This window comes from Fimbriimonas ginsengisoli Gsoil 348 (genome assembly GCF_000724625.1).
In the GTDB taxonomy this organism is placed as follows: domain Bacteria; phylum Armatimonadota; class Fimbriimonadia; order Fimbriimonadales; family Fimbriimonadaceae; genus Fimbriimonas; species Fimbriimonas ginsengisoli.
The window spans coordinates 702,316-717,838 of the sequence record NZ_CP007139.1 but is presented as its reverse complement, the minus strand read 5'-3'; the positions used below and the strand labels follow the sequence as shown (position 1 = coordinate 717,838).

Below are 15,523 nucleotides of genomic sequence, written 5' to 3'. Positions count from 1 at the left end.
CTTATCTGTCCAGATCGATCCAACGGATGGAATATTGGCCGCCTCCATCGTTGCCCGTCAGCCGGACCGTGTAGGTTCCCGAAAGGGGGAGACGAATGGTGATGAGGCTGTCCGTGCCGTCGCCGCTATCGTCGTTTGCGGCGACCTCCGATCCGTCGGGGCCGATGAGGTGCAGCACGGTATCGAATTGCGGCGAACGGGCGCTCAGAACGATCGTCTGACCGGCCCTTCCGCTGAACGACCAGAAATCGACGCCTCCGCTGCCCAGCGTTCCATCGCCGCGAACGTTCTCAAGCAACGGATGAACCTCGGCAGTGCTCCGTTTCAGCGTGTAAGAACCGCTACCGCCGCCACCACGAGATGAGACTTGGACGAGGAACAGGCCGGAACTGGGAAGCTGGAGAGTCAGGCCCGCATTACGGTCCCCCGCACCATCGTCGTTTTGGGCTAGAGAGGAGCCGTTGAAGTCGTCCAGCTCGAGGAAGGTGTCGAATTGCGTGGAGAGGGCCTCAAGTCGAACGATCTGTCCTTTTTGCCCCTCGAAGATCCAGAAATCGGCGCGACCGAGCGCAAGCGAACTGTTTACCTCCATGGCGTCTAAGGGCTTCGCGCCGGACGAGACCGCGAGCGAATAGTGCGACGGATTGCCACTCGGGTGGTAAACGCTGATCTGGTACTCCCCGGTTTTGAGGACGAGCACGTTGACGGTCTCTCTATCCTTGCCGTCGCCCGTCAGCCCAAGAAAAGGGGCGGTCGCGGGCTGCGGGTCCGCGATTTCATCGCTCTTAGGAGACTGAGATAGTTGCGCGATTACGGGAGCGGAGCGGGACTTGGCCTCAGCCCGGACGATGTCCCCTGCCTTTGCCTTGAACTTCCAGATATCGAACCCGCCCGGCTCGAGGGTGTGCTCGATGGTAGGGCCTCCCACCGAGGTTATGCCCTCATGAGCGGCGACCGCAGTGATCGCAAAACTTTGCCCACTTTGATTTGACTGGACTCGTAGGTAGTAATCGCCGGAGGCAGCAGCTCGATAGGCCAACCAGCGGGATTGCCCTGGGTTCTCGAATTCTTTCACCGGCGCGACCGGTTCTCCGGTTGGACCGATGAGCTCTAGTTCGGGCCGAAAGGTCGCTCCTCTGGCGGCCACCACGATAGTTTTACCGGCATCAAATTTGTATCTGAGCCATCCATTGCCGGACTTACTCGTAGAATGGGCAGTTCGCTCGCCTATGGTGGCGTCCTTGGCAGCGAATCGTCGGATCATGAATCGGTACTGGCCACCCGCGGCTGATTTGTAGCCCTTTACTAAGACCTTGTAGGTGCCGGCGGCTGCGAAGCGGTACACGAGCAGGGGATTTTGCTGACCGGGGCGAACGTCATCGTTTTGAGCTAGCACCTTACCGGCCGCGTCCACCACCTCGAGCGCGGGATCGAACACTTCGCTGTCGGCGGAAACGATAATCGTTTCTCCTTCCTTTGCCTGGATCGGCCACTCACCACGATCTCCGGGCGTTAGAATGTGAGTTTGAGCAACGGGGTCGCCATCGGGCGCGGTTGCGATGCTCGATCCACCTCCTCCAAAGCCGCCCCCTCCCAACCCGCCTTGCTGGATGAAGAGCGTTACCGACAAGCCGAGCAGAGGAACCAACCAAAACCGCATGGTGGCTTTAGGACGCGGCAGCGAACGGATCGTTACCCAAGGGACTCGACCAAAGATGTGTATCCGCTACGACAAGGATTTGAACCGAATGGTGAAGTGGTCCAAGGTTATCAAGGCTTGGATGCCGATCGAGGATTGGACCGAGGGTTTGGATACCTTTCCCGGTTACGAGGCCCCGATCCTCGTCCGCAGAAAACAAGGGGAACCGGTCATTCAAATGGGATTGTGGGGACTCGTGCCGCCGTGGGCGAAAGATGCTGCCTACGGGCGGAAGAGCGCGTACAACGCGCGTTCGGAAACCTTGCTCGAGAAGCCGACGTTTCGAGAGGCGTTTCGGAAGAGGCGCTGCATCGTTCCAATGACCGCGTTCTATGAAACCGGCGAAGGGCGGTGGATCCGGTTCCGCCCTCCATCGGAAGACGTTCTGCTGGTAGCTGGGCTATACGAACCGGCGAATTCGGTCAGCAACGTTCAAACCTTCACGATGGTGACTACCGAACCAAATGAGCTGATCGCGCCGATCCAGGATCGAATGCTGGTCATTCTCACCAAGGAGGATGCGGAAAGATGGCTGGATCCACAGGCGAGCATGAGCGAGCTGCATTCGCTGATGGTCCCGTGCCCGCCGCAGGCGACCATTGTCGAAGATGCGGGGCCAATGGGAAAGAAGGCTGATCTGCCGTTACAAGACAGCCTGTTCTAATTTCCGCTAGACTCCGCAGCATGATCATTGCCGACCTCAACAAGATGGCGGGACGCACGTTTCCGGCCGGAAGGACGACCCGTAATGTGGCGGGCGGTCTCTCCGCCATCCAGGCCGATGCCTTCTGCCTCGGTTTGGTGACCCTAAAGCCGAATGGCGGCCAGGTGCCGTGGCATAACCACGACCAAGAAGAGGTCTATCTCATCCTGGAAGGGACCGCCGAGTTTTGTCTGGGCGAGGAGCGCCAAGAGGTCTCCGGCGGGCAGGCGGTTTACATCCCTTCGGGGGTGTTTCATCAGCTCACCAATGTCGGTGCTTCGCCGCTGAGGCTCGTCTACTGCTACGGCCCCGCCGGCGATGTGGCGCATTGGAGGCAGGAATTGGATGGCACGCTGCCCAAAGCCGGAATCGAAGCCCCGCCGCTCCCCGAAGGCGCCCACGCCCAGATCACGGGAGCCGCCGGTTAATGCGCATCGTAATGAACGGCGTTACCGGCCGGATGGGGACGAACCAACACCTCTTCCGATCTCTCCTCGCGATTCGAAACGAAGGGGGACTCCGGATCGGAGACCGAACGGTCGTCCCCGAACCGATCCTGGTGGGGAGAAACGCCGCGAAACTGGAAGCGCTCGCCAAGCGGGCCGGAGGGCTCGAATGGACGACCGACCTTGCCGCTGCCCTCGGTGATTCCACCGCCCCGATCTACTTCGATGCACAAATCACCAACCAGCGGGTGGAGGCGGTCAAGGACGCGATCGAAGCCGGTAAACATATCTATTGCGAAAAGCCAAGCGCGACCTCGACCGAAGGCGCCCTCGAACTCTTCTTCCAAGCCAAGGCGAAGGGAGTCAAGCACGGGGTCGTTCAGGACAAGCTCTGGCTTCCGGGCGTGAGAAAGCTGAAGCGGTTGATCGACACCGGTTTCTTCGGGAAGATCCTCTCCGTGCGCGGCGAGTTCGGCTACTGGGTCTTCACCGGCGAAGACGGCATCGCGCCGCAGCGCCCTTCTTGGAACTACCGTGGAGAAGAGGGAGGCGGGATCATCGTCGACATGCTCTGCCACTGGCGGTACGTGCTGGACAACCTTTTCGGCGACGTCCGTTCCGTCTCGTGCCTCGGCGCGACCCACATCGGGAAGCGGTGGGACGAGAGCGGACAGCCATACGACGTCACCGCCGACGACTCCGCGTACGCAACTTTCGAACTCGAGGGAGACGTGGTCGCGCATTTCAATTCGTCGTGGGCGGTGAGGGTTCGCCGGGACGATCTGCTGACTCTCCAAGTCGACGGAACCCACGGATCGGCGGTGGCCGGCCTCCGTGAATGTCGCATCCAGCCTTCGTCGGTGACTCCCCGCCCGGTCTGGAATCCCGACGTGCCGAGCCCGATCGACTACGCGGAAGGCTGGACGCTCGTACCCACGAACGAGCCGGAGGAGAACGCGTTCCGAGCCCAGTGGGAGCGTTTCCTACGTCACGTCGTCGCCGACGAGCCGTTCCCGTGGGATCTCCGGGAAGGAGCAAAAGGGGTGCAGCTCGCCGAGTGCGGTCTCGAATCGTGGAAGCAACGCCGTTGGATCGACATACCGGAGCTCCCGCGGTGATGAACCTCAACGAGATTTACGGCAAGCGGCGGATGGGCCGGCAGATCGAAGGGATGGCGGCCATCCTCTTGCCTTTCGACGATCAGGACCGGATCGCTGAAGAGTCGTTCATGGCGCTGGTCCGCGAGACACTAGACGCGGGCCTTACGCCGGCCGTCAACATGGACACCGGATACGCCAACCTCATCACGGACGAGGAGCGAACCCGCGTCTTGCACCTCACCCGAGAAGCCGCAAACGGCCGTGAGTTCGTGGCGGGCGCGTTTGTCGAAGGTCGGTCGGGCGATTTGGTCGAGTTGTACCGCCGGGAAATCGGGGAAATCGAACGCTTCGGCGGCACCCCGATCCTCTTTCAAACCTCTCGACTTCACAACGTCCCGGCCCAGGAGGTCGTGTCGACCTACGCCTGCGCGGTGGCGGGAGTGGAGCGGGCCTATGCCTTCGAGCTTGGCCGAGTGTTTGCGCCGAACGGGGAGATCTGGTCGGAGGAAGTGGTGACCGGAATCATGGAGATCCCGGAGATTAAGGGGATGAAGCACTCCAGCCTCGATCGAATAGTCGAGCTGGCCCGCCTCGATCTTAGAGATCGTATTCGGCCGGAGTTCTCTATCTTCACCGGCAACGACCTCGGCATCGACATGATCGAGTTCGGGAGCGATTACCTTCTTGGGCTGGCCACCTTTTCGCCCGCCAAATTTGCCGAACGTGACCGGCTCTGGGCAGCCGGCGATCCGGGCTACTTGGCGCTCGCGGATGCTCTCCAGCACCTGGGGAATCTCGCCTTCCGGGCTCCCGTTCCCGCTTACAAGCACAGCGCGGCGGTGTTCCTGCACCTACTCGGTAAGATCCCGACCGACCGGACTCACCCTCGCGCGCCTACCCGCCCAGCATGGGAAGCGGAGATCCTACGAGACTGCGCGATTCGCTTGGATCTTCTTTAAGAAATCAGCCCGTATCATGAAACAGGGCTGAGCGATGCGCGGCGGTTTCACTCTGATCGAATTGCTGGTGGTGGTGGCCATTTTGGCCCTGCTCGCGGCCATTCTATTCCCGGTCCTGAGCTCGGCCAAGAGGGCGGCCAAGTCCTCCGCGTGCATCGCCCACGAGGCGCAGCTTGGGGTGGCGCTCGGCCTCTACGCCGTCGACTTTGACGATGGACTTCCCGGTGCGGGCGAGGATCAATCGAACGACGCCGACGGTTCGGAGATCGGTGGCGACAGTTGGCTCGACACGGTGCAGCCGTACTCCAAGTCTCGCCTCATCTATCGATGCCCCGCCGACGAGTCCCCGAACTGGGAAGCGCTTATCGAGCCCCGCCAAACCTCGTACGGCTTGAACGCGTTCTTCGCACCGAACCATCCCCCGTTCTTCGGTTTCAAGCTCGACCAAGTGAACCATCCATCCGAGTGCGTGCTCGTGGCCGAACTGGCGGAGACGTGGACGGAAGATCACTTCTCACCGATGTATTGGGGCACGCCGTCCTTGGTCACCGATGCTCTCCGCCAAGAATCTCAGTGGAACGCCGCAATCCACCAACCGAAGCCGCTCGACGAGTTACGGCACCCAGGTGGATCCAACTATCTGTTCTCCGACTTCCACGCGAAGAAATCGAGATTTAGCCGATTGTGGCATCAGTCGTCAGGAGTCAAGCCGTCGATCGACCAGTTCGACCCGACCTGGTGACGCGTCCCGAAGCTCGAGTCCGATTTGAATCGGGGCCGCATGGGTAAATAGTTTACGAGCAGAAAATCGAGAAGACCACCAACAAACGTGGCGGTTAGCACAACTAACTTACGAACGCCTCCAAGGCGCCCTTAAGGGTAAGAGGCCCTAGTTTCACGGTGAGCCCCTAAAATGTCGTTCTACGGTTCGCGAGTGTCACCGCTCGTCGTGCTGCCGACCGGCGAAGCCGAGGGAGGCCGATGAAGGAATTAGAGCAGCAATGGGTCGAGAAATTCCAACGGGGCGATCCCGAGGGGTTCGAGGCTGTGTTCCGGGTCTATGGGGATAGTGTGTTTCGTATTTGTTATCGTTTGAGCGGCTGCCGCGCCGAGGCGGAAGACCTCGCGCAGGAGACTTTCGTCGCCGCGTTCCGAAGCCGTCAAAAATTCGAAGGGCGCTCCGCGCTCGGGACATGGCTCTACCGGCTGGCGCTCGACTGTTGCCGTCGGGAAATCCGGCGATCGGCCCCTCGCACGATGCCGATTCTCGTGGACGTCCCAACAAACGATCCGCGCATGACTGCAACCGCCGACGCCATCTCCCTGGAAGAGGCGCTGTTGCAACTTCCGCATAACCTCAGGGAATCGCTCCTCCTGGTTAAGGTCGAAGGGTTGAAGTATCGCGAGGCCGCCGCCGTGCTGGGCGTGCCGACCGGCACCGTCCAGTATTGGGTTTTCGAAGGCTTGATTCGTATGCGCACCCTGATGCCAGGCTTTGAATCGGGGGAGTCGTATTGAACTGTTTCGACTTCCGCTCCTTGTTGGCTCCGTACTTGGATGGCGATCTCGCCGCAAGCGATGCGCGGCTGCTGGAGCGACACGTCGCTCGCTGCGACGAATGCCGCCACGAGTTAGAGACGTTGCGAGACTCGGGCGTGGCCTTGATCGCCCTTCGAGGGGACACCGCTTCGCACGACTTGCGATCGCGCGTCTTGTCGGCACTTCGGGAAGCCGCGTCGAAAGGCGGAATCCTTCACCGGAGGCCCAAGATTCGGTGGGGTTTGCCCGCTCTGGCCGCCGCGATGGCGGTTGCCTCTGGGGCATATATCTGTTGGCCGAGGCACGATCCGGCAGGTGAGATTCTAGATAGGATGGAGACCGCGGTACGGCAAAGCCGGACCCTTCACATGACATGCCGCTGGTACAAGCCCACCGATCACGAGAAGATGATGACTCAGCGCGAAATCTGGCGCGACGGTTCGACGAGCCGCTGGGACGAAGCGGGAGGGACCACCGCCATCCTCGAGCATCATGGGATGCGTTTGATCCGGGCCGGCCAGGGCCAGCTCCCGGCTCAAGCGGTATCTCTCTGCCGGGTTCCCACCCTCGAAGTGATGCTGAGTGGGATCGTGCGGATCAACGGCGTCGCCGTTGAAACCGAAGATGGCGTCTCCTGGCACGGGACAAACTATCGAGCCCTGATCGTGCGCGATCGTGGCCTCGACGGAAGTCCACTCCGAACCATCTTCCTCCTCGACCCGGAGAGCTCGCTCCCGGTCAAAGGTGAGCAGCAAAAACAGGTCGACGGCCGCTGGGAGACCGAAGGCACGCTCCAATTCGAGTTCAACCAGCCGATCAAACCGGGCATTTTTTCTCCGACTTAGTTTTTACCCGGATAATATTGACATGCGGTATTTTGTCCGGGTAAAACTTGGTCGACATGAGTTACGAGATAGAATCGCAGGCTAGAGCCTGTACGGCATTTGCCGGAGAAAGGCAGATTGCATCCGGCGAGCTTTGGGAGGTCGCCTTGACGGTTAAGGAAGAGGTTGGTAGAGGAGAATCACTTCCGATTCTGATCTTCGACGACTTCACGGGCGCTCAATTCGACATCGACGTTCGGGGGACGTCGGACGACGTTCGGCAGCGGTACGCCCCCGCCGCCGAACCACCTAGGGGACCGGGTCGCCCGAAGCTGGGGGTCGTTCCACGTGAGGTCACTTTGCTGCAGAGTCATTGGGATTGGTTGAACGCCCAATCCGGCGGCGCTTCCGTTGCCCTGCGAAAACTGGTTCACGATGCGATGCGGTCGTCGGTCGACAAAGACCGGGCTCGTCAAGCCATCGAAGCGACGTACCGCTTTCTCTCCTCGATGGCCGGCAATCTCCCGAACTTCGAAGAAGCCAGCCGAGCTCTTTTCGCTGAAGACCAGGTCAGGTTCGGCGAACTAACCGCTGCTTGGCCCGCAGACATTCGCGAACACGCCAATAAGCTGCTGACAAGTCGTTAGACCGTCCCGTTTGTCATCCAGCAAATTCTGTGAAGGAACCGGCCTCGAAAACCGTTAACCATGCAGCGAGGCAATGGTGATCCACGACGACGAGAGCGACGATAGTTTGATGGAGAAGGCAGCGGCAGGAAATACCGCCGCCTTCGACCGGATCGTTCGACGGCATCAGCATCGGCTTCAGCGGTTTGCCACCCGGATGCTTGGGGGCGATTCCGCTCGCGGCGCCGACGTGGCGGTCGGCGCGTTCCTCCGACTCTGGGAGAGTCGCGGTACGTTCCGATCGTGCGGCCAGCTTGGCGCCTGGCTGCTCAAGAGCGCCTATCGCCAATGCCTGGACCTGCTCGGCGAGCGGATCCATGAACCTCTCGACGCCGACTTTGGAACGCCTGGCGAATCCTTGGATGCGCGGGTAGAGAAGACGGCGCTCGCCCAAGCGGTGCGAGACGCGGTGATGGAGTTGCCGCAAAGCCACCGAGCCGTCCTCGTTCTCTCGGTCTACGAGGGGATGAGCTACGACGCGATCGCCGCCGCGTTGGAGATTCCCGCCGGCACCGTCGCAAGCCGCAAGAATCACGCGATCTCGATATTGCGAGGGCGGCTCGCCGCCTGGAACGACGACCTCTTGGAGCTACGACAATGAATCAAGACGACAACCTCTTCGCCGATAACTTGGCCTCCGCCTGGTCGGTGGAGACCACCGACCTAACCGCCCGCGTCGCTTCCGCGATTGGAGGCGTTGCGCACCCCGCATCCGAAGCGGGCGAGCTTTTGGCGGAGCTGCGATCCATGCGCCAGGAAATGGGCGAGCTGCGCCTCACAACGCTCCGTCTTCACGAGGAGATGCTCCGCCTCCGCTTGGAGCTGACCAGCCGCCCCGCCGTCCGCATTGCCCCCTTCGCCCCGAGCGAAGGGCTCATCCGACTTCAATAACTTCGAGTGAATGCCATGAACCTGACCACCCTCTTCGACGAAGCCAAGGAACGAAAAGCGTCCGATCTCCACCTCGCGTCTGGCGAAACCCCGTGCGTACGAATCGCCGGCAAGTTGGTCCGCCTCGACATGCAGCCGCTCGACCGAGCGGTCCTCTCCGCCATTCTCGAACCGGTGCTGCCGATGGAGGCGAAAATCCGGGTCGATTCCGGGCTGCCGGTCGAGAAGACCGTCATCCACGGGGATCTCGCATTCGTCGGGATCTTCTTCCGGTCCGGCGACGACGGAATCGCGGCGACTTTCCGCATGCTCTCGAATGGAGTTCCTCCCCTGGAGCAGATTGGCGAAGGCGCGCTGCCGCTTATGAATCGCATTGCCGAAACCTCCCGCGGGCTCGTCCTCGTCACCGGCCCGACCGGTAGCGGAAAGTGGACCACCGTGTGCTCCATCCTCGACAAGATCAACGGGGAGAAGGCCGCCCGGCTGTTCGTGGTGGAGTCTCATCCGAACTTTCGGTTTGGCAGCAAGCAGAGCCTCGTGACCCAACTCCACGTTGGCCAGGATTGCGACAGCTACACGAGGGCGCTGGAGATCGCTCAACAGGCGGATTTGGACGTCGTCGCCCTCGACGATATTCCGACTGCGGAGGCGCTTCGGCAGATGCTGATCCTCGCAGAAACCGGCCATCTGGTGATCGCCAACATGCACGCGGACAGCGTCGTGGACGCACTTCAGCGGCTTCTCGGCTCCGCCGGCTCGGAGGCCGAAGCATTGCGCCGCTCTCTCGCCCAGAACCTGGTGGCCGTGACCTCTCAACGCCTCTTCCCCCGCGCCCAGCGCTCCGGCCGCGTCCCCGCCTACTCCTGGATCTCCGCAAACCCCGCTACCCGCGAAGCTCTCCTTACCGGCGACTTGGCTCGACTTGAAGAGTTGCAAGGCACCGACCCCGATTGCCAATCGCTCAACGCGACCCTCGACACTCTTGTTGCCGCTGGCGAGGTTACGGAGGAAGCGGCCAGCATCCACCGGGCTTAGGTGGCACGGGCGGCTCGCCCGTGTGTACCCATGGGCGGCCCGCCCATGGTCTGGTGTACCGAAGGTACACCAGACTCTCCCTCACCCCCAACCCCCTCTCCCTCGTTCGGCACATACATCCGAAGGAGGGAGAGGGGGCCACCGGAGTCACATGTCGCAACTAATCGACTGGCGATTGCTAGCGACCAGCAGCGTTTGGGGCGGGTGGAGCGGCTCCGAAAAGCCGTGGAGGTGGCCGGCGGGGCGGGAGGCGAAGAAGGCTTGGATCTCGGAGACGACCGCGAGGGCGATTTCATCGGCCCCTTCGGCCCCGATGTCGAGGCCGATCGGAGCGTGGAGCTTGGCCAACTCGGCCTCTGACGGGGAATACCCCTCGCGACGCAGCTCGCCGAGCAGTTTTTGCGCTCGGCGGTGGGGGCCGAGCAGGCCGACGTACCCGGCCCGCGATGGCAGGACCACGCGAAGAAGCTCCAAATCGTGGAGGTAGTTGTGGGTCATGAGGACGACGGCCGTGCGCTCGTCGTATCCGATGTCGCCCGCTCGATGCGGCGGCGCCGTGATCACCGCATCCGCGCCGGGAAAACGGTCGGTCCGGGCGTAGGCGGACCGGCCGTCGACCACGGACACATGCCAACCGACCGACTTGGCCATCGACACGAGAGGTATCGCGTCGTGTCCCGCCCCGAAGATCACCAGCGAGCGCGGCGGGTCGATCCGCTCCACGAGCCATGCGACGGAGTCATCCTCGGGAACCTCGTACCGATGCTCCCCGAGCCGTGGACCCTCCGTTACCGCCGTCGCCACCACTCCGGAACGACGATTCTCAATGCAGTCGGCGAGAAAAGCCAATACGCCGCCATCGGCGGGGATCCGCTCCATAAGGACCTGAACGATTCCGTTACAGCCCAGCCCGAAACCCCAGACGATATCGTCGTCCGCGCTGGCATCGTACGTCACCAGCGCGGGGCCGTTTTCCGTCCGCTCCCAGGCTGTGCGGACGACGTCCCCTTCCAGGCAGCCGCCGCTGATCGAACCGGCGGCCCAACCCTCGGGAGTCAGCAGCATCCGCGCGCCGGGCCGGCGGTAGGTCGAGCCCTGCGTGGCGACGACCGTCACCAGCACGATCGGGCTACCGGCGGGAAGCCGGCGCCACTCTTTAATCAGATCGATTTGTTCTTTCACAGAATTTTGTCGAGCGTTATGGGCAAGTCTCGCACCCGCTTACCGGTGGCGTGGTAGATCGCATTTCCGATGGCGGCCGCCGCTCCCGTGATGCCGATCTCCCCCGCTCCCTTCGCCCCAACCGGGCTCACAACCGAGTCCTTCTCGTCCATCAGCAGGATTTCGATTGGCGGCACATCTTTGTTGACAGGGACATGGTACTCCGCGAGGTTCGAATTCACAAATCGCCCATACCGAGGGTCAAGTAGCGACTCTTCGAGCAGCGCCATTCCGATTCCCCAAACGATGCCGCCCTGCAGCTGGCTCCGAACCGTCTTCTCGTTCAACACCTTGCCGATACCGAATGCCCCGGTCCAGCGAGCGACCCTTACCATGCGGATATCCGGGTCGATGTGCACCTCACAGAATTGCGCGCCGAAGGCATGCATGGAATAACCTTCGCCTTTCCCCTTATCTCCCTGCGCTTGGCCCTGGTTGGTCCTGGGGCCGGAGGGGCCGCGCTCGATTCCCGGGCGAGCGAACGCCTGCTGCTCGACCACCGTCTTCCCGTACTTGGCTAGGATCTCCGGGTAGGTGATCCCCTTGGATGGGTTTGCCTTAGAGAAGACGCGCCCGTCTTTCACGTCGAGGTCTTGAGCGGAAAGGCCGCCCAGCGGCGAATTGGCATCGCCGGTGGCATAGGCGATCACCGCTCCCCTCAACGCCTCGGCGGCGAGCTGGACCGCGCTTCCGGCGCTCGCGGCCGAACAAGAGCCACCGGAGACCGGGGCTCCCGGCAGAAAGCTGTCGCCGATCTCCACCCGCACTTGGCTCGGGTGTACGCCCACCCCGTCGGCCGCGATCTGGGTCAGGATCGTGTAGGTGCCGGTCCCCAGGTCTTGAGTGCCGCACATGATCTGCACCCGCCCGTCCGCAAGCATCCGTGCCTTCGCCGCCGCTGGCCAGAAGTTGGCGGGATACGACGCTGTCGCCATTCCATATCCCACCAGGAAGTTGCCGTCGCGCATCGAGCCGACCTTCGGGTTTCGCCTCGACCATCCGAAGTGTGCCGAAGCCTGCTCGTAACACTCGCGAAGCGACTTGCTGGAGAACGGCTTGTCTTCCGACTCGTCCTTCTCCGCATAATTCCGTAGCCTTAGCTCGACCGGATCGATCCCCAGCTCCCACGCCAGTTCATCCATCGCCGTCTCGTGGGCGAACGAGCCGGTCGATTCCCCGGGAGCCCGCTGATAAGTCGGAGCGCCGACGTTCACGCGCACAAGTTTGTGCTCCACTTCGACGTTCGGGCACGAATAGAGCATTCCCACCACCGAGCCGGTCGGCTCCTGGAAAATGTCGGCCTCCGAAGTGTGGTTGACGCTCTGGTGCTGCAAGGCTACGAGCTTGCCGCCCGCGTCGGTACCGATCACCTCCTTTTGATGCGTCGGTGGCCGGTGCCCGTTCGACGTGAACATTTGCCGCCGAGTGAGCGTCAGCTTCACCGGACGTCCGACGGCTTTCGCGGCCATCGCCGCGATCGGCGAATGTGGCCAAGCCTGCCCCTTGCAGCCAAAGCCGCCCCCAACGAACGGATTGATCACGTGGACTTTGTCTTGCGGCAAGCCGAACTCCTCGGCCAGGTTCCTTTGGCTGTTCGAAACCCCCTGGGTCGCGTCGTAGGCGAGCAGTCCGTCGGGACCCCAAACCGCTACCGTCGCGTGCGGCTCCATTGGGTTGTGATGCTCGATCGGCGTTCGATAGACCTGATCGAGCTTCTTCGTCGCCCCGCCGATGTTGGCGGCGAAATCCCCGCGCTTTGTGTTCCCGCGAGCGGAACGCGGGGCGAATGCCTGATCGAGGTGCTTCTCGAAATCCGTATCCGGCGGCTCGGCCGCGTATTCGACTCGGACCAATTCCGCTCCATACTGCGCCTCCTCAAGCGTGTCGGCCACGACCACCGCAAGGTTCTGACCTGAATACTTGATGTCTGGACTAAGCAGGGGGATCGTCTGCCCACCCGGCGGGTTCGTGGGCCTCGCCGCCTTCGGCATGTTCTCGAAGGTGATGACCGCGACCACGCCGGGCGACCGTTCGGCCTCGCGAGTGTCGATCCGTGTCACTCGGCCCTTGGCGATGGTGCTCTGCACCAGAACCGCGTGCGCCAGATTCGGCGCCTCGAACTCGGAGGCGTAACGTGCGCCTCCCGTGACCTTCAGCTTGCCGTCGACCCGGTCGAGCGGCTGTCCGACGACCCCCTTCTTCTGTTCGTTCTGGGCCATCACGCCACCTCCGTCAGCCCGCGAAATGCCTTTACGATCGAGCGCTTGGCAAGCTCGATCTTAAAGCTGTTGTGCTCGTACCCCTTCGCCCCCGCCAGCGCGACCTCGGCCGCGTGGCGGAAGCTCTCTTCATTCGCCGGTTGCCCCTGGAGCGACCGCTCGGCCTCCTGCGCGCGCCAAGGCTTGTGCGCAACCCCTCCCAGGGCGAGCCGGGCGTGCCGGATGGTCGAACCGTCGGTTTCCAACCCGGCCGCGACCGAAACGAGGGCGAAAGCGTACGAATTTCGGTCCCGCACCTTGAGGTAAGCCGACCGTCCCGTTGGCGCCGGCAGATCGACCGCGGTAATGATCTCGTCTCGGGCCAGGTTCGTGTCGACGTGCGGCGTCGTGCCGGGAAGCCGGTGGAATTCCAGGACCGGAATGGCCCGCTTACCACGAGGACCCTCGACCTGAATCACCGCGTCAAGCGCCGCCATCGCCACCGCCATGTCGCTCGGATGAACCGCGATGCAGGCGTCGCTTTGTCCAAGGATCGCGTGGATCCGGTTGAATCCTCCCACTGCGCTGCACCCGCTCCCCGGCTCCCGTTTGTTACACGGGAAGGCCGTATCGTAGAAGTAGTAGCACCGGGTCCGCTGGAGCAAGTTGCCGCCCGTGGTCGCCATGTTCCGGAGCTGGGGGCTCGCGCCGGCAAGCAAGGCTTGGGAGAGCACCGCATAGTCGCGCTTGATGCGGGAATCTTCGGCGAGGTCGCTGTTTCGCACCAACGCCCCGATCCGGAGGCCTCCGTTCGGAAGCTTCTCGATCCGGTCGAGCCGAAGGTGGGTGATGTCGATGAGCCGGTCGGGCTGCTCGACGTTGTACTTCATCAGGTCGATCAGGTTCGTTCCTCCGCCGAGAAACTTCGCCCCATGGTCTCGCGCGACATCGCGGATCGCCTCTCCTACGTTGCCTGCGCGCTGGTATTCGAACGGCTTCACCGTGCTCCTCCCATCCCTTCCCGCGCCTCTTTAATTGCCGCGCAAATGCCCGGGTAAGCCCCGCACCGGCAGATATTCCCACTCATGAACTCCCGGATATCTTCGTCGCTTCCCGCGTGTCCCTCTTGGATACATGCGACCGCCGACATGATCTGCCCGGGAGTACAGTAGCCGCATTGGAATCCGTCGTGTTTGATGAACGCCGCCTGCACCGGGTGGAGCGCGTCCCCATTTGCCAGCCCTTCGATCGTCCGAACCTTGGCTCCTTCGGCTTGCATCGCGAGCATCAGGCAAGAATTGACGCGCCGCCCGTTGACGTGAACCGTGCAGGCGCCGCACTGCCCATGATCGCAACCCTTCTTGGTGCCGGGGAGCCCCATCCGTTCGCGAAGCGCGTCGAGTAGCGTTACCCGCGGATCGGCGTCAATCTTATAGTCGCTGCCGTTCACGTTAAGGGTGATCGTTCGCCCACCCGACTTCCGCTTCGCCACTCCAGCCGCGTTCGAGATCCCGGGGAGCACGGTCAAAGCCACCGTAACGGCAACCGTGGCGACGAGCAGCTCGCGCCGTGAGATTCCCGGCTTCGCCGTCAGCTCTTGCAGCGCCCGTTCGACCTCGTCGACTCTTGGGTGGACGCCCACAGGCGAAGCGTGACTCCAGCGAACGACGCCGTCCGAGTCGATGAGGAACAGCGCCTGCCGTCCCGTGACGCCGAAGCGCCGACCGAGATCTCCGTCCGAAGAAAGCTGAGGAAAGCGGACCGGGACTTCACCTTGGATCTCGACGTCGTACCAGTCTCCGCGCAAGCTGATCCCCACGAGGCGGGGATGGTCGGGAAGGTTCTCCAGAAGCTCTTGATATACGCCTAGCTGGCTTGTTCGCGCTGGATCCCAGTCATCGGGAAAGAAGGCGAGTACGAGCGGCGAGCCTCTGAAATCGCTCAGCCAAACCCCTTCCGATAATTCCAGGTCCGGTGCTTTGTCGCCGACCGCTACTGTTGCGGCCTCGATCCCGATTCCACTTTCCATCGGTCGTGCTTCTCCCTTTGCCGGCATTTTCTGCGCCCGCATTTGGGACGCGGCGAGCCTAACTTCGACGTAAGCATTGATCGAAGAAACTCCCCGCCAGTTCCTTCTCGTACGCTGAATCGGTATGCGAGGGGAGGTTAAGAGGCCGGATCAGTTCGAGCTACCGCCGAAAGGTTGCGGCTTTGTCGCTCCA

Annotated in this window: 16 protein-coding genes; 11 read left to right on the top strand and 5 right to left on the bottom strand. The window is 62.2% G+C overall.

Annotation, left to right across the window (positions count from 1 at the left end):
* Window position 1: 1 nt before the first annotated feature.
* A complete protein-coding gene (locus OP10G_RS03350; RefSeq protein ID WP_025227293.1) occupies window positions 2-1,660 on the bottom strand; it encodes a PPC domain-containing protein in 1,659 nt (552 codons plus the stop codon).
* Between OP10G_RS03350 and OP10G_RS03345 the strand changes: the two genes are divergently transcribed.
* From OP10G_RS03345 to OP10G_RS03295, 11 genes are all read left to right on the top strand, one after another.
* Entirely contained in the window at window positions 1,659-2,363 is a 705-nt protein-coding gene (locus OP10G_RS03345) for an SOS response-associated peptidase (protein WP_025227294.1), read from the top strand. The two genes, OP10G_RS03350 and OP10G_RS03345, sit on opposite strands and share 2 nt — an antisense overlap.
* A gap of 20 nt (window positions 2,364-2,383) precedes the next feature.
* Window positions 2,384-2,830 carry a cupin domain-containing protein gene (locus tag OP10G_RS03340; protein ID WP_025227295.1) on the top strand — a complete coding sequence of 149 codons (447 nt, stop codon included), beginning with the start codon at window positions 2,384-2,386 and terminating at the stop codon, window positions 2,828-2,830.
* The gene (locus OP10G_RS03335; protein ID WP_025227296.1) at window positions 2,830-3,966 is read left to right on the top strand and encodes a Gfo/Idh/MocA family protein; all 1,137 of its coding nucleotides are present in this window, start codon (window positions 2,830-2,832) and stop codon (window positions 3,964-3,966) included. The genes OP10G_RS03340 and OP10G_RS03335 overlap by 1 nt, the downstream gene beginning before the upstream one ends.
* Entirely contained in the window at window positions 3,936-4,907 is a 972-nt protein-coding gene (locus OP10G_RS03330) for a dihydrodipicolinate synthase family protein (protein WP_227625049.1), read from the top strand. The genes OP10G_RS03335 and OP10G_RS03330 overlap by 31 nt, the downstream gene beginning before the upstream one ends.
* A gap of 34 nt (window positions 4,908-4,941) precedes the next feature.
* Window positions 4,942-5,649 carry a prepilin-type N-terminal cleavage/methylation domain-containing protein gene (locus tag OP10G_RS03325; protein ID WP_025227298.1) on the top strand — a complete coding sequence of 236 codons (708 nt, stop codon included), beginning with the start codon at window positions 4,942-4,944 and terminating at the stop codon, window positions 5,647-5,649.
* A 239-nt stretch (window positions 5,650-5,888) separates the two neighbouring features.
* Entirely contained in the window at window positions 5,889-6,425 is a 537-nt protein-coding gene (locus OP10G_RS03320) for an RNA polymerase sigma factor (RefSeq protein WP_025227299.1), read from the top strand.
* The gene (locus OP10G_RS03315) at window positions 6,422-7,291 is read left to right on the top strand and encodes an anti-sigma factor family protein (protein WP_025227300.1); all 870 of its coding nucleotides are present in this window, start codon (window positions 6,422-6,424) and stop codon (window positions 7,289-7,291) included. The genes OP10G_RS03320 and OP10G_RS03315 overlap by 4 nt, the downstream gene beginning before the upstream one ends.
* Before the next feature lie 56 nt (window positions 7,292-7,347).
* Complete coding sequence (locus OP10G_RS03310) at window positions 7,348-7,917, top strand: DUF2239 family protein (protein WP_025227301.1); 570 nt, start codon at window positions 7,348-7,350, stop codon at window positions 7,915-7,917.
* 73 nt (window positions 7,918-7,990) lie between these two features.
* Entirely contained in the window at window positions 7,991-8,557 is a 567-nt protein-coding gene (locus tag OP10G_RS23870; RefSeq protein WP_025227302.1) for an RNA polymerase sigma factor, read from the top strand.
* A complete protein-coding gene (locus OP10G_RS03300; RefSeq protein WP_025227303.1) occupies window positions 8,554-8,847 on the top strand; it encodes a hypothetical protein in 294 nt (97 codons plus the stop codon). Before OP10G_RS23870 ends, OP10G_RS03300 begins: the two co-directional genes overlap by 4 nt.
* Window positions 8,848-8,862: 15 nt before the next feature.
* Window positions 8,863-9,882 (top strand): type IV pilus twitching motility protein PilT, encoded by a 1,020-nt coding sequence (locus OP10G_RS03295; RefSeq protein WP_025227304.1) that lies wholly within the window; start codon window positions 8,863-8,865, stop codon window positions 9,880-9,882.
* A 147-nt stretch (window positions 9,883-10,029) separates the two neighbouring features.
* Here OP10G_RS03295 and OP10G_RS03290 read toward each other — a convergent pair whose 3' ends face one another.
* Genes OP10G_RS03290 through OP10G_RS25590 form a run of 4 tightly spaced genes read right to left on the bottom strand, consistent with a single transcriptional unit; the run spans window position 10,030 to window position 15,330 of the window.
* Window positions 10,030-11,064 (bottom strand): XdhC family protein, encoded by a 1,035-nt coding sequence (locus tag OP10G_RS03290; RefSeq protein WP_025227305.1) that lies wholly within the window; start codon window positions 11,062-11,064, stop codon window positions 10,030-10,032.
* A complete protein-coding gene (locus OP10G_RS03285) occupies window positions 11,061-13,322 on the bottom strand; it encodes a xanthine dehydrogenase family protein molybdopterin-binding subunit (RefSeq protein WP_025227306.1) in 2,262 nt (753 codons plus the stop codon). The genes OP10G_RS03290 and OP10G_RS03285 overlap by 4 nt, the downstream gene beginning before the upstream one ends.
* The gene (locus tag OP10G_RS03280; protein ID WP_025227307.1) at window positions 13,322-14,302 is read right to left on the bottom strand and encodes an FAD binding domain-containing protein; all 981 of its coding nucleotides are present in this window, start codon (window positions 14,300-14,302) and stop codon (window positions 13,322-13,324) included. Before OP10G_RS03280 ends, OP10G_RS03285 begins: the two co-directional genes overlap by 1 nt.
* Entirely contained in the window at window positions 14,299-15,330 is a 1,032-nt protein-coding gene (locus tag OP10G_RS25590; RefSeq protein ID WP_025227308.1) for a 2Fe-2S iron-sulfur cluster-binding protein, read from the bottom strand. Before OP10G_RS25590 ends, OP10G_RS03280 begins: the two co-directional genes overlap by 4 nt.
* Between the last annotated feature and the right edge of the window lie 193 nt (window positions 15,331-15,523).